Here is a 23,511-nt window from a genome sequence, read left to right as displayed (position 1 = left end):
GCTCCGTCAAATAACGTGCGGCCCCTCCCGCTGCGGGAGGGGATAAGACACGGTTTACCACTCACGATACGACAGGGCTCGCGGTATGCTGTACGGATTTTCTGGCGTTATTTTTCAGGGCGCGCTTGTCACCCTTGAGCTGGCTATCAGCTCCGTGGTACTGGCGGTGCTGATAGGTCTGGCGGGCGCAGGGGCGAAGCTTTCGGCTAACAAACCGCTGGCGCTCATTTTCGAAGGCTATACCACGCTCATTCGCGGCGTACCCGATCTGGTGCTGATGCTGCTTATCTTTTACGGTCTGCAGATTGCGCTGAACGCCGTAACGGACGCGATGGGCATGGGACAAATTGATATCGACCCGATGGTGGCCGGTATTATCACCCTCGGTTTTATCTACGGTGCCTACTTCACGGAAACCTTCCGTGGCGCTTATATGGCGGTCCCCAGAGGACACATTGAAGCGGCAACCGCGTTCGGGTTTACCTCTTCACAAACGTTTCGCCGGATCATGTTCCCGGCCATGATGCGCTACGCGCTGCCGGGCATTGGTAACAACTGGCAGGTTATCCTCAAAGCGACGGCGCTGGTCTCGCTGCTCGGTCTGGAAGATGTCGTGAAAGCGACTCAACTGGCGGGCAAGAGTACCTGGGAGCCCTTCTACTTTGCGGTGGTCTGCGGTGTGATCTATCTGGTCTTTACGACCGTCTCCAATGGTGTGCTGCTTCTGCTCGAACGTCGCTACTCCGTGGGTGTGAAGAGGGCTGACCTGTGATTGAGATTATTCAGGAATACTGGAAATCCCTGCTGTGGACGGATGGCTATCGCTTTACCGGCGTGGCGATTACGCTCTGGCTGCTGATTTCTTCCGTGGTGATGGGCGGCATTCTGGCGGTGTTTCTCGCCATCGGCCGCGTGTCGAACAATAAATTTATTCAGTTCCCGATCTGGCTGTTTACCTATGTGTTTCGCGGCACGCCGCTGTACGTGCAGCTGCTGGTGTTCTATTCGGGGATGTATACGCTTGAGATCGTAAAAGGCACGGAAATGCTGAATGCGTTCTTCCGCAGCGGCCTGAACTGTACGGTGCTGGCGCTAACGCTCAACACCTGCGCCTATACCACCGAGATTTTCGCCGGGGCCATTCGTTCCGTGCCGCACGGTGAGATCGAGGCGGCGCGCGCCTACGGCTTCTCCTCCGTGAAGCTTTACCGCTGCATTATTCTGCCGTCGGCGCTGCGCATTGCGCTACCGGCCTACAGCAATGAAGTGATTTTGATGCTGCACTCCACCGCGCTCGCCTTTACCGCGACGGTGCCGGACCTGCTCAAAATCGCGCGCGATATCAACTCCGCGACCTATCAGCCGTTTACCGCGTTTGGCATTGCGGCGGTGCTCTATTTAATTATCTCTTATGTTCTGATTAGCCTGTTCCGTAAGGCTGAAAAACGCTGGTTGCAGCATATAAAACCTTCTTCGACGCACTGAGAAAGATGATGGCTGAGAACAAATTAAACGTTATTGATTTGCACAAACGCTACGGCGAACATGAAGTGCTGAAAGGGGTGTCGCTGCAGGCGAATGCGGGCGACGTGATCAGTATCATCGGCTCATCCGGCTCGGGTAAAAGTACCTTCCTGCGCTGCATTAACTTCCTCGAAAAGCCGAGCGAAGGCTCGATTGTGGTGAGCGGGCAGAACATCGATCTGGTGCGTGACAAAGACGGCCAGCTGAAGGTGGCGGATAAAAATCAGCTGCGCCTGCTGCGTACGCGCCTGACGATGGTGTTCCAGCACTTCAACCTCTGGAGCCACATGACGGTGCTGGAGAACGTGATGGAAGCGCCGGTTCAGGTTCTGGGACTGAGCAAGCAGGAAGCCCGCGAACGTGCTGTGAAATATCTGGCGAAAGTGGGGATCGACGAGCGCCAGCAGATGAAGTACCCGGTGCATCTCTCCGGCGGTCAGCAGCAGCGCGTCTCCATCGCGCGCGCGCTGGCAATGGAGCCGGAAGTGCTGCTGTTCGACGAACCGACCTCCGCGTTGGACCCGGAACTCGTTGGCGAAGTGCTGCGCATCATGCAGAAGCTGGCGGAAGAGGGCAAAACCATGGTCGTGGTGACGCACGAGATGGGCTTCGCCCGTAACGTCTCGAACCACGTGATTTTCCTGCATCAGGGGAAAATTGAAGAGCAGGGGCACCCCGATGAGGTGCTGGCGAACCCGCAAAGCCCGCGTTTGCAGCAGTTCCTGAAGGGCTCGTTGAAGTAATCTTTCGACTTTCTCCCTCTCCCCTTGGGAGAGGGCCTCAGGCCGCACCACACTCCAGGCGATACACCCAGTCGTCATAACGCACGCCGTCAATCTCATACGCCTTTTCCAGCACCTGCGTGCGCACAAACCCGGCTTTCTCCAGCACCCGCACAGACCCGCCGTTGTCCGCCAGCACGTACGCGTTTATCGCTCTCACGCCGGTCTGGTTAAACGCGTAATCACACACTGCGCGCAGCGCCTCGCTGGCGATGCCTTTCCCCTGTGCGGCAGGCACAACCGTATAGCCGATATCCGCCTCTTCACGATTCTCAGGGCTGATTTGCAGACCGATATCGCCCAGCGGCGTATCGTCATCCTGAAAGCGGATCACGAAGACATGCTCCGCCATCATGCGTGCGGCAAACACGCGTCGGGTCTCTTTTTCAGGTGTAATCGAGGCCATATAGCGCATGATGTCGCGGTTTTCACGCAGCGAGCGGAAGAACGCCCAGTCAGAGGGTTCGAAAGGGGTGAGGTGAAGCCGGGGAGTGGTGATGGTTGCCATTGTTACGCCATTTCATCGGAACATGGCGTATCACTGTAACATATTCAGCCCACCACATCCCCCAGCGCCTCTTCCAAATCATACCAGCGGAAGGCAAACCCGGTCGCTTCCAGCCGTTTGGGCAGCGCGCGCTGACCGCCCAGCACAAGCACTGACGCTTCCCCCATCATCAGGCGAATCGCCGTCGCAGGCACGCGTAAAATGGCCGGACGATGCAGGGCATGCCCCAGCGCATGGGCAAACTGTTCATTACGCACCGGATACGGCGCAACCATGTTAAACGGCCCGCGCAGATCGTTATCCAGCAGCCAGATAATGGCGTTCACCATATCGTCGATATGGATCCAGGCCAGATACTGACGCCCGTTGCCGATCGGCCCGCCGAGCCCCAGCTTAAAGGGAGGAAGCATTTTACCCAGAATGCCGCCTTTCGGCGCAAGCACCACGCCGGTACGCAGAAGACAGACGCGGGTACGATCGCTCTGCGCCGCGCAGGCGATACGCTCCCACTGGGCGCAGAGTTTATGGGTAAATTCGTTGTGCGGCGGTTCCTCTTCGGTGACCACCACCTCGCCAAGATCGCCGTAATAGCCCGTCGCAGAGCCTGAAATCAGCACCGAGGGCGGGGTCTGGCTGTTGCGAATCAGCTCAACCAGCTTCTCGGTGATGTTCCAGCGACTGCTGCACAACCGCTGTTTCTGCTCTTCGGTCCAGCGCTTGTCGGCGATGGGTTCGCCCGCAAGATTGATGACGGCGTCGAAGCCATCCAGATTCTGCCGATCGGCCAGCCCTTTCCAGATATCGACCCCAGCGCCCAGCACCTGGCGCGCTTTCTCCGGGCTGCGGGTCACTACGGTAATGTCGTGATGCAGCGCCTGCAAACGCGCAATGAGATGGCGCCCAATCAGGCCTGTACCGCCGGTCAGCAGAATCTTCATACAACCTCCAGGTTTACGCCTGGCGTCGCCAGCTTAACGTCATGGAGACGGAGTCGGCATAGCGCAGGGCGTGAAGTTTATCGATCTCTACTTCAGCATAAGTGACCCAGTGATGATCGCGTGCGATATCGAGCACATCCTGAGTTAATTTCTCCAGCAGAGAGAAGCGGTGGTTTTCCACGTACTGGATGATGTTTTTAGTGATCGTGCGATAGTTCAGCGCGTCATTGATGTCTTCGCTGGCCCGCGCTTTGTCTGCCGGGTAGTGAATCACCACATTAATGACAATATCCTGACGGTTGGCAATCTCTTCCTCTTTGATACCAATGAACGTGCGCAAGCGTAAATTTTTTATACGAATAATAGCGTCGGGCTGTGACATTGCAGGTCTTCTCCGTGTCAGTATTTCCCGCCCATAATACATGAGAGCCTCACAGGCACCCAGCCTCCTACAGGGTTAAATTTGCTGGATTTTTTGCATCGCGTGTTCGGTGGCCGGGCGGGTCCGGATACGCTCAAACCAGTTATTCACCGCCGGGTAAGAGGCTAAGTCAATCCGATGTTTTTCATGCGTATTCACCCACGGCCAGCAGGCGATATCGGCAATGCTGTAATGATCGCCCCCGAGCCACGGCGTTTTCTCCAGCCGCTGGTTCAGAACGCCGTAAAGACGCTGGGTTTCAACCTGATAGCGTTCGATGGCGTAAGGAATGGTCTGCGGCGCAAAGGCGGTAAAGTGGTGGTTCTGCCCCAGCATCGGCCCCAGGCCACTTGCCTGCCAGAAGAGCCACTGCAGGGTGTGGTGACGCTCACGCAATTCACCGCTCAGCAGCTTGCCGGTTTTCTCCGCCAGATAAAGCAAAATTTCACCGGATTCAAACAGGCTCAACGGCCTGCCTCCGTCCGCTGGCTGGTTATCAATAATGGCCGGAATTTTATTGTTCGGCGAGATAGCCAGAAACACGGGGTTGAACTGTTCGCCTTTACTGATATCCACGCGAATGATTCTGTAATCCAGTTCGGCTTCTTCGAGAAAGAGGGTGATCTTATGGCCATTTGGGGTAGGGGCGTAATAAAGGTCAATCATTCTCAACTCCTGTCCATGCGAATAATGGTGCCATGACAAATGAGTATAGGTGCTTGTTGTAAATCGTGAGTTTTCATCAAGTGACAGCGACGCAAAGAGATTATATGTTGAGTAAAAACCGATCAGCCGATGAGGATGTTATGAACCAGCCCGTTATCACACTGTGGTCCGATGCGAATTTCTTTTCTCCCTATGTTATGAGCGTTTACGTTGCGCTGGCCGAAAAGGGGCTCTCTTTTACCCTGAAGACCGTCGACCTCGACGGTGGTGAACACCTCAAACCCCAGTGGCAGGGTTACGACCTGACCCGTCGCGTGCCGGTGCTGGAGATCGATGGCTTTGCGCTGAGCGAATCGTCGGCGATCGATGAATATCTGGAAGATCGTTTTGCGCCGCCTGAGTGGGAGCGCATCTATCCTCACGATCTGCAAAAGCGCGCCCGCGCACGGCAGATCCAGGCATGGCTGCGTAGCGACCTTGTGCCGATTCGCGTCGAGCGCTCCACGGATGTCGTGTTTGCCGGAGTGAAAAAGCCCGCGCTCAGCGCAGAAGGTGCCGACAGCGCCCAAAAGCTGATTGAGACCGCTACCGCGCTGCTCGCTCACGGCAACCCGAATCTGTTTGGCGAGTGGTGTATTGCCGATACCGATCTGGCTCTGATGTTAAATCGGTTGATCCTCAACGGCGACGACGTTCCGCAGCTGCTGGTGGATTATGCGGCGTTCCAGTGGCAGCGGGCCTCCGTACAGCGCTATGTGGCACTCTCCGCTAAGCGCGCGGGCTGATAAGCCCTGACGCTTCAGGTATGATAGGGGCAGTCTGTTTTCCCGAGGAGTGACTGATGAAACTGATGTTTGCGTCGGATATCCATGGATCGCTGCCCGCTACCGAGCGTGTTCTCTCCATTTTCGCGCAAAGCGGCGCGCAGTGGCTGATTATTCTGGGTGATGTATTGAATCATGGTCCGCGCAATGCGCTGCCGGAAGGCTATGCCCCGGCGCAGGTGGCGGAAAAGCTTAACCCGTTTGCCTCGCGCATTATCGCCGTTCGCGGTAATTGCGACAGCGAAGTCGACCAGATGCTGCTGCATTTTCCCCTTACCGCGCCGTGGCAACAGGTGCTGCTGGAAAACAGCCGCCTGTTTCTGACCCACGGACACCTTTTCGGCCCGGATAATCTCCCGGCGCTCGCGGCTGGCGATGTCCTGGTTTACGGCCATACTCATATTCCGGTGGCGGAAAATCGCGGTGAGATCTATCACTTTAACCCGGGGTCGGTCAGCATCCCGAAAGGCGGATATCCTGCGAGCTACGGCCTGCTGGATGGAAATACCCTGAGCGTTATCGCACTTAATGATCAGCAAGTTATTGCGCAGGTAGCGATTAATCCGTAAGTTACACCACAACTGCAAACGCGCCGAAAGAGCGCTTAGACGAGAAGGTTTCCCGATGGTGGAGCAGAATCATTTGGCAAGTACTGAATGGGTTGACATTGTCAGCGAAGAAAATGAAGTGATCGCGCAGGCGAGCCGCGAACAAATGCGTGCAGAGCGTCTGCGCCACCGTGCAACGTACATCGTTGTGCATGACGGTATGGGCAAGATTCTGGTCCAGCGCCGCACGGACACCAAAGATTTTCTTCCCGGCATGCTGGATGCCACTGCGGGCGGCGTCGTGCAGGCCGATGAAGTGCTGCTGGATTCCGCGCGTCGTGAAGCGGAAGAAGAGTTAGGTATTGCGGGCGTGCCGTTTGCCGAGCACGGCCAGTTCTATTTCGAAGACGAAAACTGCCGCGTCTGGGGCGGACTGTTTAGCTGCGTATCCCACGGGCCTTTCGCCCTGCAGGAAGAGGAAGTGAGCGAAGTTTGCTGGATGACGCCGGAAGAGATTACCGCGCGTTGCGACGAATTCACCCCGGATTCGTTAAAAGCGCTGGCGCTGTGGATGACCCGCAACGCCAAAAACGAGTCCGCTAAGCCGGAAAGCAAAGCGGAAAAAGAGGAAGAGGCTGAGTAAGTCTTAACAGCTTTCCCGCAGACAGAGGCTGGACGCGATGGGTTTATGGTCGCGCCAGTCTCCATCATTCAGACGTTCCAGTAGCGCTTTTCCTGCCTCAATCCCAATTCTGCGATGCGGTACCGCCATCGTCGTCAGCGGCGGCTGGCAAACGCGGCTCACGTCACTGTCGCCAAAGCCCACGACTGCTAAATCGTCCGGGACTTTAATACGCCGACGCTGGCATTCATACAGCGCGCCGCAGGCCAGCTCGTCTGATACGCACACCAGCGCATCCAGCTCCGGCCACGCCAGCAGGAATTCTGGCAACTGTGCCGCGCCGGTCGAGAAGCTCGGCGGCATGGCGGCGTTGATAACCCGGTTCGGCGACAGATGATGGCGCAGCATCGCCTTGTACCAGCCCTGCAGATGCTGCTGGAAAATCCACTGCTCCTGGTTGGCGCACAGCAGGCCGATATTCTGATAGCCACGCTTGATCACCATTTCCGTCAGCTCAAACATGGCGGCGACGTTATCGATGCCGATATTCATATCAATCGGATCGGCGCGCATCGCCCCCATCTCCATCACCGGAATCGAGGCATTTTTCAGCCAGTGGCGAACGGTGTCGGTGTGCTCAACGCTGAGCAAAATCGCGGCGGCGATATTTGACGCCAGCAGGGTCTCAAGCAGCTTCTCTTCCTGCTCAAGCCGATGCTGGGATTCAGCCAGCATAATCTGGTATCCGGCAGGCTGCAGCACCTGCTGTAAGCCAGCAAACATTTCAGAGCAACCGGCTTCGGAAAGGTTGGGAACAACCATCGCAATCGTCCATGAGGACGCGGATGCCAGTGCGCTGGCGGCGAGATTGGGCATATAACCCAGCTCCTGCACCGCGGCTTCAATTTTTTCACGCAGCTTATCGGAGACCTGTTCGGGCGTGCGAAGGGCACGGGAGACGGTCATCGTGCCTACGCCGGCAAGCTGTGCGACATCAGCCAGCGTTACTTTTCCGGTACTGCGCCGTTTACGGGTTAAAGACATACACCTTCCTGCTGACCAGACGCGTTTTTCCTTCGTTTCACGTGACACGCAGTATACGCCTTAAATCCCTTTTTTTGCTGTGATTTCACACGATGATGATAATTTGATAGCGCTATCACATTTCTGCATGTTGGCCGTTGATAGCGCTATCTTTGTGATCGCGATCGCAGTTAATGATTGATGGGTTGAATAAAGTTTGCCCATCTTGGTCGTGTCGCGGGAGTAAAAAATGCTCAAAAAGTGGATATATGATACAACCATCACGCTGCAGGATAGCGTGGAAAACTGGCCACAGGCGCTGGAGCTGTGCGCGAAGCCGCTGCTTGATTTACAGGTGATTGAACCTGAATACATCACGGCCATCATCCAGCAGCACCATACGTTAGGACCCTATTATGTGCTGGCACCAGGGCTGGCGATGCCGCATGCGCGGCCGGAGGAGGGAGCCAAAGGACTGGGGTTGTCATTATTAAAACTAAAACAGGGCGTCTCTTTTGGTGCCGGAGAGTTTGACCCTGTCGATGTGATTATTATGCTTGCGGCACCGGATAAACATAGCCATATCGAAATGATATCCGCGCTCGCTGAATTATTTTCCAGCGACGAAGATATGGAGAAATTACATCAGGCGAATACCCTGGAGGACATTAAAGCCATTATTGACCGCTTCTGATTTAATTTTTTAATCCGGTTATTCACAACATTACGCGCCAGCGTGATGGGGCGTACTCTACTCAAAATAAGGGGACAACAATGAAAATCATGGCTATTTGCGGTTCCGGCCTGGGCAGCAGTTTTATGGTCGAAATGAACATTAAAAAGGTGCTCAAAAAGCTGGACATTAACGCCGAGGTTGAACACTCCGATCTCTCCTCTGCCACGCCGGGTGCGGCTGACCTGTTCGTGATGGCGAAAGACATTGCGGCCAGCGCCAGCGTGCCGGAAAGCCAGCTGGTGGTGATCAACAACATCATTGATATCAACGAACTCGAAGCGCAGCTGCGCGCCTGGTTCGACAGACAATAACCCTGATAAGGCGAGGTGGATATGTTTATCCTTGAAACGCTGAATTTCGTTGTCGATATTTTAAAAGTCCCGTCGGTTCTGGTGGGGTTAATTGCGTTAATTGGTCTGGTCGCGCAGAAAAAAGCGTTTTCTGACGTCGTAAAAGGCACAATTAAAACGGTTCTCGGTTTTATTGTGCTGGGCGGTGGTGCCACGGTGCTGGTGGGGTCGTTAAATCCGTTAGGCGGTATGTTTGAGCACGCCTTTACTATCCAGGGCATTATTCCCAACAATGAAGCGATTGTGTCAATTGCGCTGGAAAAATACGGTGCAGCGACCGCGCTTATTATGGCCTTCGGGATGGTGGCGAACATTATCGTTGCGCGCTTTACCCGCCTGAAGTACATCTTCCTGACCGGGCACCACACCTTCTACATGGCGTGCATGATTGGCGTGATCCTGACGGTGGCGGGCTTTGAAGGGGTAGGGCTGGTGTTTACCGGCTCGCTAATCCTCGGCCTGATCATGGCCTTCTTCCCGGCAATTGCGCAGCGCTACATGAAGCGCATCACCGGCAACGATGAAATTGCCTTCGGCCACTTCGGCACGCTGGGCTACGTGCTGTCCGGCTGGATTGGTAGCAAGGTCGGCAAAGGCTCCCGCTCAACCGAAGAGATGAACCTGCCGAAGAATCTGAGCTTCCTGCGCGACAGCTCGATCTCCATCTCTCTGACCATGATGATTATCTACCTGATCATGGCGGTGAGCGCCGGACGCGAGTACGTCGAGGCGACCTTCAGCGGCGGTCAGAACTACCTCGTCTATGCCATCATCATGGCGATCACCTTCGCGGCGGGCGTATTCATCATCCTGCAGGGCGTGCGCCTGATTCTGGCGGAAATCGTCCCGGCCTTTACCGGCTTCTCGGAAAAACTGGTGCCGAACGCGCGTCCTGCGCTGGACTGCCCGGTGGTCTACCCGTATGCGCCAAACGCGGTGCTGATTGGCTTCCTGTTCAGCTTCCTCGGGGGAATTGTGGGATTGGTCATCTGCGGACAGTTCAACTGGGTGCTGATCCTGCCGGGCGTGGTGCCGCACTTCTTCACTGGCGCAACGGCAGGCGTGTTTGGTAACGCCACCGGCGGACGCCGCGGGGCGATGATTGGCGCCTTCGCCAACGGCCTGCTGATCACCTTCCTGCCAGTCCTGCTGTTGCCGGTGCTGGGCGCAATTGGCTTTGCTAACACCACTTTCTCAGACGCCGACTTCGGCGCGGTCGGGATTGTGCTGGGCAATCTGGCGCGCTTCCTGTCACCGCTTGCCATTACCGGGCTGGTTGTGGCGCTGTTCGCGCTGCTGGTGGCCTACAACGTATTCGCGAAAAACAAGCCTGCGGGCGGTAACGCGCAGGAAAACACCGGAGCCAAATCATGAATGAGAACGAGATAACTGAACTGGCGCGTCAGATCCGCCTTGAGACGCTGAAATCGCTAACGCAGCTGGGCTTTGGGCACTACGGTGGCAGCATGTCAGTGGTCGAAACCCTGGCGGTGCTGTACGGCGCAGTGATGAAGATCGACCCGGCGGATCCGGACTGGCCTGAGCGCGATTACTTTGTGCTGTCAAAAGGTCATGCAGGCCCGGCGCTCTACAGCACCCTGGCGATTAAAGGCTACTTCCCGATGGAAGAGCTGAGCACCCTGAACCAGAACGGTACGCGTCTGCCAAGCCACCCGGACCGCCTGAAAACGCGCGGTGTGGATGCCACCACCGGCTCGCTGGGGCAGGGGATCTCCATTGCGGGTGGCATGGCGCTGTCGCACAAGCTGGCGGGGCGACCGAATCGGGTCTTCTGCATCGTCGGTGATGGCGAACTGAACGAAGGCCAGTGCTGGGAAGCGTTCCAGTTTATCGCCCACCATCGCCTGAACAACCTGGCGGTGTTCGTGGACTGGAACAAACAGCAGCTCGATGGCGAGCTGGACGAGATTATCAGCGCGTTCGATCTGGAAGGTAAATTCCGCGCCTTTGGCTTTGACGTGGTGACGGTGAAGGGGGATGACGTTCCGGCACTGCTGGCGGTGACGTCACGGATCCCGGCTGCTGATGCGCGTCCGTTAGTCGTCATCCTCGACAGCATCAAAGGGCAGGGGGTGCCGTATCTGGAACAGCTCAGCAATTCGCACCACCTGCGATTGACCGCGGAGAGCAAAGCGGCCCTCAACGAGACGATTCGCCAACTGGAGGCTTCACATGATTAAGGTTGCACCGGCAGGACAGAAAGATGCTGTTGAGATGCGTAAGGTCTACGCGGGCTTTGTGGCAAAGCAGATTGAGGCCGGCAGCGAGATTATCGCTCTGGAAGCAGACCTGATGAGCTCAATGGCGATGGACGGCGTGGCGCGCGATTATCCGCAGCACGTAATTAACTGCGGCATTATGGAGGCCAACGTCATTGGCACCGCGGCGGGGCTGTCGCTCACCGGCCGTAAGCCGTTCGTGCACACCTTCACCGCGTTTGCCAGCCGCCGCTGCTTCGACCAGCTGTTTATGTCCCTGGACTACCAGCGCAACAACGTGAAGGTGATTGCCTCAGACGCGGGCGTGACGGCCTGCCACAACGGCGGGACGCACATGTCGTTCGAGGATATGGGCATTGTTCGCGGTCTGGCGCACTCGGTGGTGCTGGAGGTGACCGACGCGGTAATGTTCGAGGACGTGCTGCGCCAGCTTATCAATCTCGAAGGCTTCTACTGGGTACGTACCATCCGCAAGCAGGCGCCGAGCGTCTATGCGCCGGGCTCAACCTTCACCATTGGCAAAGGCAACGTGCTACGCGAAGGAAACGATATCACGCTGATTGCCAACGGCATCATGGTGGCGGAAGCGCTGGAAGCGGCGCGCCAGCTTGAGCAGGAGGGGGTAAGCGCGGCGGTCATCGACATGTTTACCCTGAAGCCCATCGACCGGATGCTGGTAAAAAACTACGCCGAGAAAACCGGGCGTATCGTCACCTGCGAAAACCACAGCATCCACAACGGCCTCGGGTCGGCGGTGGCGGAAGTGCTGGTGGAAACCTGCCCGGTGCCGATGCGGCGAGTGGGCGTGAAGGAGCGCTACGGCCAGGTGGGGACGCAGGAGTTCCTGCAGAAGGAGTATGGCCTGACGGCGCATGACATTGTGTCGGCGGCGAGAGAGCTGCTGTAAATAAAAAAGGCGACCCTTGGTGGTCGCCTTTTTTGTTGCCCGGTGGCGCTCGCGCTTACCGGGCCTACGGTCCTAATTACTGCTGCTGCGAAGACTGAATCGCCGTCAGAGCGATGGTGTAGACGATATCGTCAACCAGCGCGCCACGGGACAGGTCGTTCACAGGTTTGCGCATGCCCTGCAGCATTGGCCCGATGGAGATCAGGTCTGCAGAACGCTGTACCGCCTTATAGGTGGTGTTACCGGTGTTCAGATCCGGGAAGATGAACACGGTAGCGCGACCGGCAACCGGAGAGTTCGGCGCTTTGGATTTCGCAACGTCGGCCATCACAGCTGCGTCGTACTGCAGCGGGCCGTCGATCATCAGGTCAGGACGTTTTTCCTGCGCCAGACGGGTCGCTTCACGGACTTTCTCTACGTCGCTACCTGCACCAGAGGTACCGGTGGAGTAGGAGAGCATTGCCACGCGCGGTTCGATACCGAAGGCAATCGCGGAGTCCGCGGACTGGATAGCGATTTCAGCCAGCTGTTCTGCGGTTGGATCCGGGTTGATCGCGCAGTCGCCGTAAACGTAAACCTGTTCAGGCAGCAGCATGAAGAACACGGAAGAAACCAGAGAGCTGCCTGGGGCGGTTTTGATCAGCTGCAGCGGTGGACGGATGGTGTTCGCCGTGGTGTGAACCGCACCGGAAACCAGACCGTCAACTTCGTCCTGCTCCAGCATCAGCGTGCCCAGCACCACGTTGTCTTCCAGCTGTTCGCGCGCAACGGCTTCGGTCATGCCCTTGCTCTTACGCAGCTCGACCAGACGGGCAACGTAGCTTTCGCGAACCACTTCCGGGTCAACGATTTCGATGCCAGCGCCCAGCTCAACGCCCTGAGACGCCGCAACGCGGGTGATCTCATCCGGGTTACCCAGCAGCACGCAGGTCGCGATGCCGCGCTCAGCACAGATGGCAGCTGCTTTAACGGTACGTGGCTCGTCGCCTTCTGGCAGAACAACGCGTTTGCCCGCTTTACGCGCCAGCTCGGTCAGCTGGTAGCGGAAGGCTGGAGGAGACAGACGGCGGCTGCGCTCGGAGGTCGCGGTCAGGGATTCAATCCAGTCTGCGTCGATGTAGCCCGCAACGTATTCCTGAACTTTCTCGATACGCTCGTGGTCATCAACCGGCACTTCCAGGTTGAAGCTTTGCAGGCTCAGAGAGGTCTGCCAGGTGTTGGTGTTCACCATGAACACCGGCAGGCCGGTAGCGAACGCACGTTCGCACAGCTTGCTGATGCGCGCGTCCATTTCGTAGCCGCCGGTCAGCAGAATTGCACCGATTTCCACGCCGTTCATCGCCGCCAGGCAGGCAGCAACCAGCACGTCCGGACGGTCTGCGGAGGTCACCAGCAGGGAACCTGCGCGGAAGTGCTCCAGCATGTGCGGAATGCTGCGCGCGCAGAAGGTCACGGACTTCACGCGGCGGGTGTTGATGTCGCCTTCGTTAACGATGGTAGCGTTCAGGTGACGCGCCATATCGATTGCACGGGTGGCAATCAGATCGAAGCTCCATGGCACCGCGCCCAGAACTGGCAGCGGGCTGGATTCCTGCAGCTTAGCCGGGTCAACCTTGATGACTTTCGCTTTGGAAGAGTCGTCGAAGATCTCGGACAGGTCAGGACGCGTACGGCCCTGTTCATCAACCGGTGCGTTCAGTTTGTTCACGATCACGCCGGTGATGCTGGTGTTTTTCGCACCGCCGAAGCTGCTGCGCGTCAGTTCGATACGCTCTTTCAGCTGCTCTGGGGTATCAGTACCCTGAGACATTACGAAAACGATCTCTGCGTTCAGGGTTTTCGCGATTTCAAAGTTCAGAGACTGGGCAAACTGGTGTTTGCGGGTCGGGACCAGGCCTTCAACCAGCACCACTTCCGCGTCCTGCGCGTTAGCGTGGTAGTTGGCGATGATCTCTTCCATCAGCACGTCTTTCTGGTTGCTGGAGAGCAGAGACTCAACGTGGCTCATCTTCAGCGGTTCAGCCGCTGGCAGATTGGAGTTCTTGCGAACGATGGAGGTGGTCTGGTCTGGCGCATCGCCACCGGCACGTGGCTGGGCGATTGGCTTAAAGACGCTCAGACGAACGCCTTTGCGTTCCATAGCGCGGATCACGCCGAGGCTGACGCTGGTCAGGCCGACGCTGGTTCCGGTAGGGATCAGCATAATAGTACGGGACACGGTTTATCCTCTTTCGTTACCGCCGCGTTGGGCGGGCTACAAAACAGCACCGCCAGCATTGCTGGCGGTGTGGAATCAGGCAGTCAGGCGGCTCGCGTCTTGCGCGATGACCAGCTCTTCGTTAGTTGGGATAACGATAGCCGGGCGGGTGCCTTCTTTGTTGATGAAGCCAGACTTGCCGAAGCGGGCAGCCAGGTTACGCTCGTGATCGACTTCGAAGCCCAGAACGCCCAGTTTGCCCAGGGACAGCTCACGTACCATTGCCGCGTTCTCACCGATGCCGCCGGTGAAGATAACCGCGTCCAGACGACCGTCCATCAGCGCGGTGTAAGAACCGATGTACTTCGCCAGACGGTGGCAATAAACGTCCATTGCACGTTTAGCGTCTGCTTTCTCGGCGTAGTTGTCTTCAACATAGCGGCAGTCGCTGGTGACTTCGGTCAGACCCAGCAGGCCAGACTCTTTAGTCAGCATTTTGTTGATGTCGTCAACGCTCATGCCCAGGGTGTCGTGCAGGTGGAAGATAATCGCCGGGTCGATGTCACCGGAACGCGTACCCATCACCAGACCTTCCAGCGGGGTCAGACCCATGGAAGTATCAACACATTTACCGCTGCGGATAGCGGAAACAGAACCACCGTTGCCCAGATGGCAGGTGATGATGTTCACTTCTTCAACCGGCTTGTTCAGCACTTTTGCGGCTTCCTGAGTCACATAGAAGTGGCTGGTGCCGTGTGCGCCATAACGACGAACGCCGTGCTCTTTATACAGGCTGTACGGCAGGGCATACAGGTAAGACTCTTCCGGCATGGTCTGATGGAACGCAGTGTCGAACACAGCCACGTTTTTCTCTTTCAGATTCGGGAAGGACTTCAGTGCTTCAGCGATACCGATCAGGTGAGCCGGGTTGTGCAGCGGTGCGAAGGATGCAGAGTCTTTGATCCCCTGAATCACTGATTCGTCGATCACCACGGAGCTGGTGTATTTTTCGCCGCCGTGGACGATACGGTGACCAATCGCAGTCAGCTGAGCAGACAGTTCTGGTTTTTGTGCCAGAATAGTGTTAACGATAAAGTTCAGCGCTTCACTGTGAGCGGCGCCTGCACCTAAAGCCGCTTCTTGTTTGCTGCCGTCCATCTTCCACTTGATACGTGCTTCAGGCAGATGGAAACATTCGGCCAAACCAGAGAGGTACTCGTCACCGTTAAGCGCATCGATGATGGCGAATTTCAGTGAAGAGCTACCGCAGTTCAGAACCAGTACTAACTTACTCGACATGGAAGTACCTATAATTGATACGTGGCTAAAAAAACGTCAGTGAGTCTAAAAGCGTAACGCATGCTGACCCAGACATTTATGATTAACATCATGCCAAACGAACATTCTGGCAGGATGGAAGAAATACCTATGATTTTAAGCCATTTTGAACATTTTTCAGACAATGGCATAATATGCGATAATTTGACGAGTTACCGCTTCTCGTCTACGGCCCTATCAGGCTGGCACAGAATACCCGATACGGGGTAGCGATGACAAAATATTTTGAACGTTGTCATAGCCTGTTGTGGTTTTGCACGAAAATTTTAATTTTTATATGTGAAGTTGAGGTACAGCCATGTCGACACCCGAAATCCCATCCGTGAACTTCTTCAGTCTGTTTCGCCGGGGGCAGCATTATTCAAAGACGTGGCCACTGGAAAAGCGCCTCGCGCCGATGTTTATTGAGAATCGCACGATCCGCGCCACGCGCTATGCGATTCGCTTTATGCCCCCTGTCGCTATCTTTACCCTGTGCTGGCAAATCGCCCTGGGTGGACAGCTTGGTCCAGCCGTTGCCACGGCGCTGTTTGCGTTAAGCCTGCCGATGCAGGGATTGTGGTGGTTAGGTAAACGTTCCATCACGCCGCTTCCGCCTTCTATTTTACACTGGTTTTATGAAGTGCGAGGAAAACTGGAGGAGGCCGGACAGGCGCTGGCACCCGTTGAAGGCAAGCCGGATTACCAGGCGCTGGCCGACACGTTAAAGCGCGCTTTTAAGCAGCTGGATAAAACATTCCTCGATGACTTGTGATTGATCATCGAAACGACTAACAAAAGAAGGCACAGTAACAAACCGTTACCGTGTCTTTTTTTTACAGTGCAATGCGCTACAGGAGTCGAAAGATGGAAATGACCCATGCTCAACGTCTGATTTTGTCTAACCAGTACAAGATGATGACAATGCTTGATCCCGACAACGCTGCGCGCTACAGCCGCCTGCAGACCATCGTCGAACGTGGGTTTGGTTTGCAAATGCGCGAACTGGACCGCGAGTTTGGCGAGCTGAAAGAAGAAACCTGCCGCATCGTGATCGACATTATGGAGATGTACCACGCCCTGCATGTGTCCTGGACTAATCTCAAAGACCAGCAGACCATTGACGAGCGTCGTGTGACCTTCTTAGGCTTTGATGCTGCGACGGAAGCGCGCTATCTGAGCTACGTTCGCTTTATGGTGAACACCGAAGGGCGTTATACCCACTTTGATGCGGGCACCCACGGCTTCAACGCGCAGACCCCAATGTGGGATAAATACCAGCGCATGCTGAGCGCGTGGCACGCCTGCCCGCGCCAGTACCATTTAAGCAGCAACGAAATTCAACAAATCATTAATGCCTGACGGAGGTGCGTGTGCAGTGTAAAGGTTTTCTGTTTGATCTGGACGGTACGCTGGTGGATTCGCTGCCGGTTGTTGAGCGCTCGTGGTGCCATTGGGCCGACCGGCACGGCATCGACCATCAGGACGTATTGAATTTCATCCATGGCAAACAGGCCATTACCTCATTGCGGCACTTCCTGGCGGGGCGTTCTGAGGAAGAGATTCAGGCAGAGTTCAAATATCTTGAGCAAATTGAAGCCACCGATACCGATGGCATCGCCGCGCTGCCCGGCGCGCGCGAACTGCTTGAGCAGCTGAACGAAGCACAGATCCCGTGGGCTATCGTCACGTCCGGTTCGATCCCTGTAGCCCATGCGCGCCATAAGGCGGCCGGTTTACCGACGCCGGAGGTGTTCATTACCGCAGAGCGCGTTAAGCGCGGGAAACCCGAGCCCGATGCGTTCCTGCTCGGCGCTGAACAGCTGGGTTTTGCTCCAGCAGACTGTGTGGTGGTGGAAGACGCGGCGGCTGGCGTATTGGCAGGGCTGAACGCAGGGAGCCACGTCATTGCCGTTAACGTTCCGGCGGGATCCCACCGGCTGGATGAGGCGGATTTTGTGATTGATTCCCTGACGGCGCTGGCGGTGTCGAAAGCGCCAGACGGAGTTGTAACCGTCTCGCTAAAAATGTAATCCCATGATATAGCCCCACGTTGCTGGGGCTTTTTTATGGCAAAATTCATCAACTTCCACTGACAAGGATAGGTTGTGAACGGTGAACTGATCTGGGTCCTGAGCCTGCTGTTAATCGCCATTATTCTCTTTGCAACGGGCAAGGTGCGCATGGATGCCGTCGCCCTGTTTGTCATCGTCGCGTTTGTGCTGAGCGGCACGCTCACGCTTCCGGAAGCTTTCTCCGGGTTCAGCGACCCCAACGTTATCCTGATTGCCGCTCTGTTTATCATCGGCGATGGTCTTGTCCGTACTGGCGTTGCGACCATCATGGGCGCGTGGCTGGTCAAGGTGGCCGGCAGCAGCGAAACCAAAATGTTGATCTACCTGATGCTGACGGTCGCGGGGCTGGGGGCGTTTATGAGCTCAACGGGCGTGGTCGCCATCTTTATCCCGGTGGTGCTGAGCGTCTCCATGCGGATGCAGAGCTCGCCGTCGCGCCTGATGATGCCCCTGAGCTTTGCCGGTTTGATCAGCGGGATGATGACGCTGGTCGCTACGCCGCCGAACCTGGTCGTCAACAGCGAGCTGATCCGGGAAGGATTCCAGGGCTTCAGTTTTTTCAGCGTTACCCCGCTTGGGCTGGTGATTCTGGCAATGGGCGTGGTCTACATGCTGCTGACCCGTTTTGCGCTGAAAGGCGACAAACAGGATAAGAGCAAAGAAGGGTGGAAACGACGCACCTTCCGCGATCTGATTAAAGAGTACCGTCTCACCGGGCGAGCGCGCCGGCTGGCCATTCGCCCCGGTTCGCCGATGGTCGGCCAGCGGCTGGACGATCTCAGGCTGCGTGAACGCTACGGTGCGAACGTGATCGGGGTGGAGCGCTGGCGCCGTTTCCGCCGGGTGATCGTCAACGTTAACGGGGTGTCCGAATTCCGCGCGCGAGACGTCCTGCTGATTGATATGTCTACCGCCGAAGTGGATCTGCGTGAGTTTTGCAGTGAACAACTGCTGGAGCCGATGGTGCTGCGCGGGGAGTATTTTTCCGATCAGGCGCTGGATGTTGGCATGGCCGAGGTGTCTCTGATCCCGGAATCGGAACTGCTGGGTAAAACCGTGCGTGAAATGGGGTTCCGTACCCGCTATGGCCTGAACGTCGTTGGGCTGAAACGCGATGGCGTGGCGATGGAAGGGGCGGTAGTGGATGAGCCGATCCTGCTGGGCGATATCTTCCTCGTTGTCGGTAACTGGAAGCTGATTAGCCAGCTCGGGCAAAAGGGGCGCGATTTTGTGGTGCTCAACATGCCGGTTGAAGAGAGTGATGCTTCTCCGGCGCACAGCCAGGCGCCGCATGCGATTTTTTGTCTGGTGCTGATGGTCGCGCTCATGCTGACCGATGAAATTCCCAATCCTGTTGCGGCCATTATCGCCTGCCTGCTGATGGGGAAATTCCGCTGCATCGATGCTGAAAGCGCCTATAAAGCCATTCACTGGCCGAGCATTATTCTTATCGTCGGAATGATGCCCTTCGCCCTGGCGCTGCAAAAAACCGGCGGGGTGGATTTAATTGTCAAAGGCTTAATGGACGTTGGCGGCGGGTATGGGCCGTACATGATGATGGTCTGTCTGTTTATCATGTGCGCTTCAATTGGGTTGTTTATCTCCAATACCGCGACGGCGGTGCTGATGGCGCCTATCGCGCTGGCGATGGCGAAATCCATGGGCGTCTCACCTTATCCGTTTGCGATGATGGTCGCGATGGCGGCGTCCGCGGCGTTTATGACGCCGGTTTCTTCGCCGGTGAATACGCTGGTGCTGGGGCCGGGGAATTACAAATTCAGCGATTTCGTGAAGCTGGGCGTGCCGTTCACCGTGCTGGTGATGGTGGTGTGCGTGGTGTTAATTCCGGTTTTATTCCCGTTTTAGCGTGAGCGCAGAAACGTAGGCCGGGTAAGGCGAAGCCGCCACCCGGCTAAAAATCACAACGGTGAATCCTGGCTGATTTCATCCAGTGACAGATGAAAGCTCGGCACAAATACCTGCATGAAATAGTCCATCTCTTCGCTGCGGCGGGATTCCAGCGTTTTTTCCAGACGCGTTTTCGCCAGTAAAAACTCATTATTGCCCGCAGACAGCTCTTCCAGACACTTCAGATAGGCACACAGCGCGTCGGCCTGCTTGACCAGCGACTTTTCCTCTTCCGTATACTGATGCTCCTCGATGAGCGGCTCAAAGATATCGCGCAGCTCTTCGGGCACCATGTCGATAAGCTTTTGCTGGGCAATCTTCTCGATAGCCTTATATTCCTGCGCAATCTGCGAATTGAAATATTTCACCGGCGTAGGCAGATCGCCGGTCAGTACTTCCGAGGCATCGTGATACATCGCCAGCAGAGCGATGCGCTCGGCATTCACCTGCCCGTTAAATTTGCGATTCTTAATCGCAGCCAGCGCATGAGCGACCATAGCAACCTGCAGGCTGTGCTCCGACACGTTCTCGGTGCGCACGTTGCGCATCAGCGGCCAGCGGTTGATCAGTTTCAGGCGGGAGAGGTGGGCAAAGAAATGACTCTGACTCATAGGTTACCTTTTGTCTTCACTGCGACAGGCGTTCATTGTGCGGGGAGGGGAGGGAAGATGCAAATCAGGCTACCGAAGTAGCCTGATTTTAAGATTACTGATGATATCCGGAGAGGAAACGCCCAAAGCGGCTGATGGCCATTTCGAGATCGTCTTCGCGCGGCAGCGTCACGATACGCACGTGATCCGGCCACGGCCAGTTAAACGCCGTCCCCTGAACCAGCAGCACTTTTTCCTGCAACAGGAAATCGAGCACCATTTTCTGATCGTCATGGATATTGAAGCGCTTCGCGTCAATTTTCGGGAACATATACAGCGCGCCGTTCGGCTTGACGCAGGAGACGCCCGGGATATCGTTGATCAGTTCCCACGCGCGGTTGCGCTGTTCGTACAGGCGACCTCCAGGGACAATAAACTCACTGATGCTCTGATAGCCACCGAGTGCCGTCTGGATCGCGTGCTGCGCCGGCACGTTGGCACAAAGGCGCATTGATGCCAGCATCTCAAGCCCTTCAATATAGCCTTTCGCGTGCTTTTTCGGGCCGTTCAGCACCATCCAGCCCTGACGGAAACCGGCCACGCGGTAGGTTTTAGACAGGCCGTTAAAGGTGACGGTCAGCAGATCCGGCGCCAGCGCGGCAATAGAGTGGTGCTGCGCCGCGTCATACAGGATCTTGTCGTAGATTTCGTCAGCGAAGATGATCAGGTTGTGCTGGCGGGCGATCTCCACGATCTCCATCAGCAGCTCTTTTGAGTAGACCGCGCCCGTCGGGTTGTTCGGGTTGATAATCACGATGCCGCGCGTGCGAGGCGTGATTTTCGCGCGAATGTCGTCCAGATCCGGGAACCAGTCAGAGGATTCGTCGCACAGGTAGTGCACCGCTTTACCGCTGGACAGTGATACGGCAGCGGTCCACAGCGGATAGTCCGGCGCGGGAACCAGCATTTCATCACCGCTGTTTAACAGAGCCTGCATAGCCTGAACGATCAGTTCGGACACGCCGTTGCCGATATAGATATCTTCAACGGTGACATCACGCATACCGCGCGCCTGATAGTGCTGCATAATGGCTTTACGGGCGGAGTAAAGTCCCTTTGAGTCGCAATAGCCTTGTGCAGTAGGCAGGTTGCGGATCACATCAACCAGAATCTCATCCGGCGCTTCAAAACCAAATGGCGCGGGGTTACCAATGTTGAGTTTAAGAACCTTATTACCTTCTTCTTCAAGGCGTTTTGCCTCTTTCAGAACCGGGCCACGGATGTCATAACAGACGTTATCTAGCTTGCTGGATTTTTCGATAGGGGACATGAACCTTTAACCTTTTCGCTATTATCGCCACTCCCTGCCGTGGAAGTCAGCACGGAATAATGTACTCCCCCCACGCTTCGTTTTGAAGGGTGTGCAGGAGAAGATTTTGTGCATGTCGCGAAATTATGGCGAATCTTTTACGCTGCCTGTGCGCTATTTTAGTGTATTAACGCAATGCTTAAATCACATGTTTAGGTTGATTATGCTGTTCATTTCTATGAATGTTGTATATTGTCCTGATGTAAAATGAATGACATGCAGATCGGCAACAAAAATCACGTTGCGTGACACTTCGTAAAACCTGAGTGTTGCCGGGATCTTGCAGTAATAGCCTGAGGAGGCTAAAAGTTACTCATGTGAAATTAATGTTAAGTGTTATTAATGAATGACCTTAATCTAAATTAAAATTTATTTATTATTAACGAACAAAATGCAACTTTAGTTAATTTTAATAAAATTAGTTTAGAAGCTTAACAAAGCCCTTTAATCCTTAATATTGCAATAAGACTTATAAATAAAGTGGATTTGGGTTAAGATGTCTTTAGGGAAAGCTGATGAAAGATGTACTGGGTTTGTATATCTGAAACTGATTTTCCGATTTAATTGATTGTTATTGTTGGAGTTATCTCTGGCCGGAATGTGTCAAACATCTCCTGCTACGTTGACAACGCTGCGATAAAGATGGCAGAAAAGGTGTTACGCCTTTAATGTAATTTACATACACCTGCGAACATCTAAATATCCTGAACGTTTAAGAGAATAAAAATAACGTCATGAAACGTGCTTTCTGACTGTTGATATAAAGCAGCACAATAACTATCTGTCAGGCAGTCTGCCGGGCCGGGATGCGAGGGAAAATCTTCAGAGGGAATTGCTTAACTGTTACACACAGCTTCAACCCGGGCAGCTCCGCACGAGCAACCTGAAAGTGAATAGATATGATAAATGCAAATCGTCCGATAATGAATCTCGACCTCGATCTGCTGAGAACGTTTGTTGCGGTCGCCGATCTCAACACTTTTGCAGCTGCTGCTGCCGCCGTCTGCCGAACTCAGTCCGCCGTGAGCCAGCAAATGCAGCGGTTGGAGCAACTGGTTGGTAAAGAGCTTTTTGCCCGACATGGGCGTAATAAGCTCTTAACGGAACACGGTATTCAGCTTCTGGGTTATGCCAGGAAAATTCTTCGCTTTAATGATGAAGCATGTATGTCATTAATGTTTAGCAACCTTCAGGGGGTGTTAACTTTAGGGGCATCTGATGAGTCAGCGGATACTATATTGCCGTTTCTTCTCAATCGAATTAGTTCGGTTTATCCGAAGCTTGCGCTGGATGTTAGCGTTAAACGCAATGCCTTTATGGTTGAGATGTTAAATGAGAATAAGGTTGACCTGGTGGTCACCACGCATCGTCCCGGACAATTTGATTGTCTGACCTTGCGCACATCGCCAACGCACTGGTATTGCGCGGCTGAATATGTGCTGCAAAAAGGGGAACCCGTTCCGCTGGTATTACTGGACGATCCGAGCCCGTTCCGCGACATGGTGTTGACGGCGTTAAATGAAGCCAACATTCCGTGGCGTCTGGCATATGTGGCGTCCACGTTGCCAGCGGTGCGTGCCGCCGTGAAAGCCGGTCTTGGCGTGACGGCCCGTCCGGTGGAAATGATGAGCCCGGATCTACGTGTTCTCGGTAAATCAGACGGGCTTCCTGCGCTGCCGGATACCGAGTACCTGCTTTGCCATAACGCGTCCAGTCATAACGAGCTGGCGAAAGTGGTGTTCGAGGCGATGCAAAACTACCATAACCCGTGGCAGTTCGAGCATGTTACCTCCGAAGGGGGGGATGATTCCCTGATCGTTGAAGGTGACTTTGAGTGATCAATCGCTCAAAATTCTGGTAACAAATTGTAAGTGTAAAAAAAAGCCACTCGTGTCGTTTTCGCACGCAGTGGCTTTTTTTTAGCAATGATATCCCCTTGAGGCGAAGGGGATTAACAAATACATGC

General features: G+C 55.3%; 25 protein-coding genes. 16 read left to right on the top strand and 9 right to left on the bottom strand.

Annotated features, from left to right (window positions below; all coding sequences use genetic code 11):
* Window positions 1–85: 85 nt before the first annotated feature.
* From MX657_RS15975 to hisP, 3 genes are read left to right on the top strand one after another with little or no spacing between them, the layout of a single operon-like run.
* Window positions 86–772: a histidine ABC transporter permease HisQ gene (locus MX657_RS15975; RefSeq protein WP_080328536.1), complete on the top strand. Its 687-nt coding sequence runs from the start codon at window positions 86–88 to the stop codon at window positions 770–772.
* A complete protein-coding gene (locus MX657_RS15970; protein WP_028013953.1) occupies window positions 769–1,485 on the top strand; it encodes an ABC transporter permease in 717 nt (238 codons plus the stop codon). Before MX657_RS15975 ends, MX657_RS15970 begins: the two co-directional genes overlap by 4 nt.
* An 8-nt stretch (window positions 1,486–1,493) precedes the next feature.
* Window positions 1,494–2,267, top strand: a complete 774-nt coding sequence (gene hisP, locus MX657_RS15965; protein WP_080328537.1) for a histidine ABC transporter ATP-binding protein HisP — start codon at window positions 1,494–1,496, stop codon at window positions 2,265–2,267.
* 37 nt (window positions 2,268–2,304) lie between these two features.
* Here the strand turns inward: hisP and MX657_RS15960 are convergent, their stop codons facing one another.
* From MX657_RS15960 to yfcG, 4 genes are all read right to left on the bottom strand, one after another.
* The gene (locus tag MX657_RS15960; RefSeq protein ID WP_346806148.1) at window positions 2,305–2,814 is read right to left on the bottom strand and encodes a GNAT family N-acetyltransferase; all 510 of its coding nucleotides are present in this window, start codon (window positions 2,812–2,814) and stop codon (window positions 2,305–2,307) included.
* 44 nt (window positions 2,815–2,858) lie between these two features.
* The gene (locus MX657_RS15955; protein WP_346806147.1) at window positions 2,859–3,752 is read right to left on the bottom strand and encodes a TIGR01777 family oxidoreductase; all 894 of its coding nucleotides are present in this window, start codon (window positions 3,750–3,752) and stop codon (window positions 2,859–2,861) included.
* Window positions 3,753–3,765: 13 nt separating this feature from the next.
* Entirely contained in the window at window positions 3,766–4,134 is a 369-nt protein-coding gene (folX, locus tag MX657_RS15950; protein WP_346806146.1) for a dihydroneopterin triphosphate 2'-epimerase, read from the bottom strand.
* A gap of 75 nt (window positions 4,135–4,209) precedes the next feature.
* Window positions 4,210–4,839: a GSH-dependent disulfide bond oxidoreductase gene (gene yfcG / locus MX657_RS15945; RefSeq protein WP_346806145.1), complete on the bottom strand. Its 630-nt coding sequence runs from the start codon at window positions 4,837–4,839 to the stop codon at window positions 4,210–4,212.
* Between the two features lie 140 nt (window positions 4,840–4,979).
* On the opposite strand from yfcG, the gene yfcF reads away from it, so the two are divergent.
* Genes yfcF through yfcD form a run of 3 tightly spaced genes read left to right on the top strand, consistent with a single transcriptional unit; the run spans window position 4,980 to window position 6,854 of the window.
* Window positions 4,980–5,624 (top strand): glutathione transferase, encoded by a 645-nt coding sequence (gene yfcF, locus MX657_RS15940; RefSeq protein ID WP_080328542.1) that lies wholly within the window; start codon window positions 4,980–4,982, stop codon window positions 5,622–5,624.
* Window positions 5,625–5,680: 56 nt separating this feature from the next.
* Window positions 5,681–6,232, top strand: a complete 552-nt coding sequence (yfcE, locus tag MX657_RS15935; protein ID WP_133300902.1) for a phosphodiesterase — start codon at window positions 5,681–5,683, stop codon at window positions 6,230–6,232.
* A 55-nt stretch (window positions 6,233–6,287) separates the two neighbouring features.
* Window positions 6,288–6,854, top strand: a complete 567-nt coding sequence (gene yfcD, locus MX657_RS15930) for an NUDIX hydrolase YfcD (RefSeq protein ID WP_010433290.1) — start codon at window positions 6,288–6,290, stop codon at window positions 6,852–6,854.
* A 3-nt stretch (window positions 6,855–6,857) separates the two neighbouring features.
* On the opposite strand, the gene MX657_RS15925 is transcribed toward yfcD, so the two are convergent.
* Complete coding sequence (locus MX657_RS15925; RefSeq protein WP_080328544.1) at window positions 6,858–7,877, bottom strand: LacI family DNA-binding transcriptional regulator; 1,020 nt, start codon at window positions 7,875–7,877, stop codon at window positions 6,858–6,860.
* Between the two features lie 229 nt (window positions 7,878–8,106).
* Between MX657_RS15925 and MX657_RS15920 the strand changes: the two genes are divergently transcribed.
* The 5 genes from MX657_RS15920 (at window position 8,107) to MX657_RS15900 (ending at window position 12,089) form a co-directional block, all read left to right on the top strand.
* A complete protein-coding gene (locus tag MX657_RS15920; protein ID WP_080328545.1) occupies window positions 8,107–8,550 on the top strand; it encodes a PTS sugar transporter subunit IIA in 444 nt (147 codons plus the stop codon).
* A gap of 80 nt (window positions 8,551–8,630) precedes the next feature.
* Window positions 8,631–8,903 (top strand): PTS sugar transporter subunit IIB, encoded by a 273-nt coding sequence (locus tag MX657_RS15915; RefSeq protein ID WP_080328546.1) that lies wholly within the window; start codon window positions 8,631–8,633, stop codon window positions 8,901–8,903.
* A gap of 21 nt (window positions 8,904–8,924) precedes the next feature.
* On the top strand, window positions 8,925–10,316 hold the full coding sequence (locus tag MX657_RS15910; RefSeq protein WP_119915437.1) for a PTS ascorbate transporter subunit IIC: 1,392 nt from the start codon (window positions 8,925–8,927) through the stop codon (window positions 10,314–10,316).
* Window positions 10,313–11,143: a transketolase gene (locus MX657_RS15905; protein WP_080328548.1), complete on the top strand. Its 831-nt coding sequence runs from the start codon at window positions 10,313–10,315 to the stop codon at window positions 11,141–11,143. The genes MX657_RS15910 and MX657_RS15905 overlap by 4 nt, the downstream gene beginning before the upstream one ends.
* Complete coding sequence (locus MX657_RS15900; RefSeq protein WP_119915438.1) at window positions 11,136–12,089, top strand: transketolase family protein; 954 nt, start codon at window positions 11,136–11,138, stop codon at window positions 12,087–12,089. Before MX657_RS15905 ends, MX657_RS15900 begins: the two co-directional genes overlap by 8 nt.
* A gap of 76 nt (window positions 12,090–12,165) precedes the next feature.
* Here MX657_RS15900 and pta read toward each other — a convergent pair whose 3' ends face one another.
* The gene (pta, locus tag MX657_RS15895; protein ID WP_346806144.1) at window positions 12,166–14,307 is read right to left on the bottom strand and encodes a phosphate acetyltransferase; all 2,142 of its coding nucleotides are present in this window, start codon (window positions 14,305–14,307) and stop codon (window positions 12,166–12,168) included.
* 75 nt (window positions 14,308–14,382) lie between these two features.
* Window positions 14,383–15,585, bottom strand: coding sequence for an acetate kinase (gene ackA / locus MX657_RS15890; protein ID WP_346806143.1), 1,203 nt, complete (start codon window positions 15,583–15,585; stop codon window positions 14,383–14,385).
* A 337-nt stretch (window positions 15,586–15,922) separates the two neighbouring features.
* On the opposite strand from ackA, the gene yfbV reads away from it, so the two are divergent.
* The 4 genes from yfbV (at window position 15,923) to MX657_RS15870 (ending at window position 19,544) form a co-directional block, all read left to right on the top strand.
* A complete protein-coding gene (yfbV, locus tag MX657_RS15885; RefSeq protein WP_045339250.1) occupies window positions 15,923–16,378 on the top strand; it encodes a terminus macrodomain insulation protein YfbV in 456 nt (151 codons plus the stop codon).
* A gap of 92 nt (window positions 16,379–16,470) precedes the next feature.
* Window positions 16,471–16,965: a YfbU family protein gene (locus MX657_RS15880; RefSeq protein WP_003861461.1), complete on the top strand. Its 495-nt coding sequence runs from the start codon at window positions 16,471–16,473 to the stop codon at window positions 16,963–16,965.
* 11 nt (window positions 16,966–16,976) lie between these two features.
* The gene (locus tag MX657_RS15875) at window positions 16,977–17,636 is read left to right on the top strand and encodes a sugar phosphatase (protein ID WP_346806142.1); all 660 of its coding nucleotides are present in this window, start codon (window positions 16,977–16,979) and stop codon (window positions 17,634–17,636) included.
* Between the two features lie 75 nt (window positions 17,637–17,711).
* Window positions 17,712–19,544 carry an SLC13 family permease gene (locus MX657_RS15870; protein WP_346806141.1) on the top strand — a complete coding sequence of 611 codons (1,833 nt, stop codon included), beginning with the start codon at window positions 17,712–17,714 and terminating at the stop codon, window positions 19,542–19,544.
* 53 nt (window positions 19,545–19,597) lie between these two features.
* Here MX657_RS15870 and yfbR read toward each other — a convergent pair whose 3' ends face one another.
* Window positions 19,598–20,197, bottom strand: a complete 600-nt coding sequence (gene yfbR, locus MX657_RS15865; RefSeq protein ID WP_346806140.1) for a 5'-deoxynucleotidase — start codon at window positions 20,195–20,197, stop codon at window positions 19,598–19,600.
* A 94-nt stretch (window positions 20,198–20,291) separates the two neighbouring features.
* A complete protein-coding gene (gene alaA / locus MX657_RS15860; RefSeq protein WP_003861471.1) occupies window positions 20,292–21,506 on the bottom strand; it encodes an alanine transaminase AlaA in 1,215 nt (404 codons plus the stop codon).
* 938 nt (window positions 21,507–22,444) lie between these two features.
* Between alaA and lrhA the strand changes: the two genes are divergently transcribed.
* Window positions 22,445–23,383 (top strand): transcriptional regulator LrhA, encoded by a 939-nt coding sequence (lrhA, locus tag MX657_RS15855; RefSeq protein ID WP_080328555.1) that lies wholly within the window; start codon window positions 22,445–22,447, stop codon window positions 23,381–23,383.
* Window positions 23,384–23,511 lie beyond the last annotated feature (128 nt).

The organism is Enterobacter chuandaensis, from assembly GCF_039718975.1.
GTDB lineage: Bacteria > Pseudomonadota > Gammaproteobacteria > Enterobacterales > Enterobacteriaceae > Enterobacter > Enterobacter chuandaensis.
Note: the sequence above shows the minus strand (reverse complement) of the source record. Positions and strands in the feature narration are given on the sequence as shown.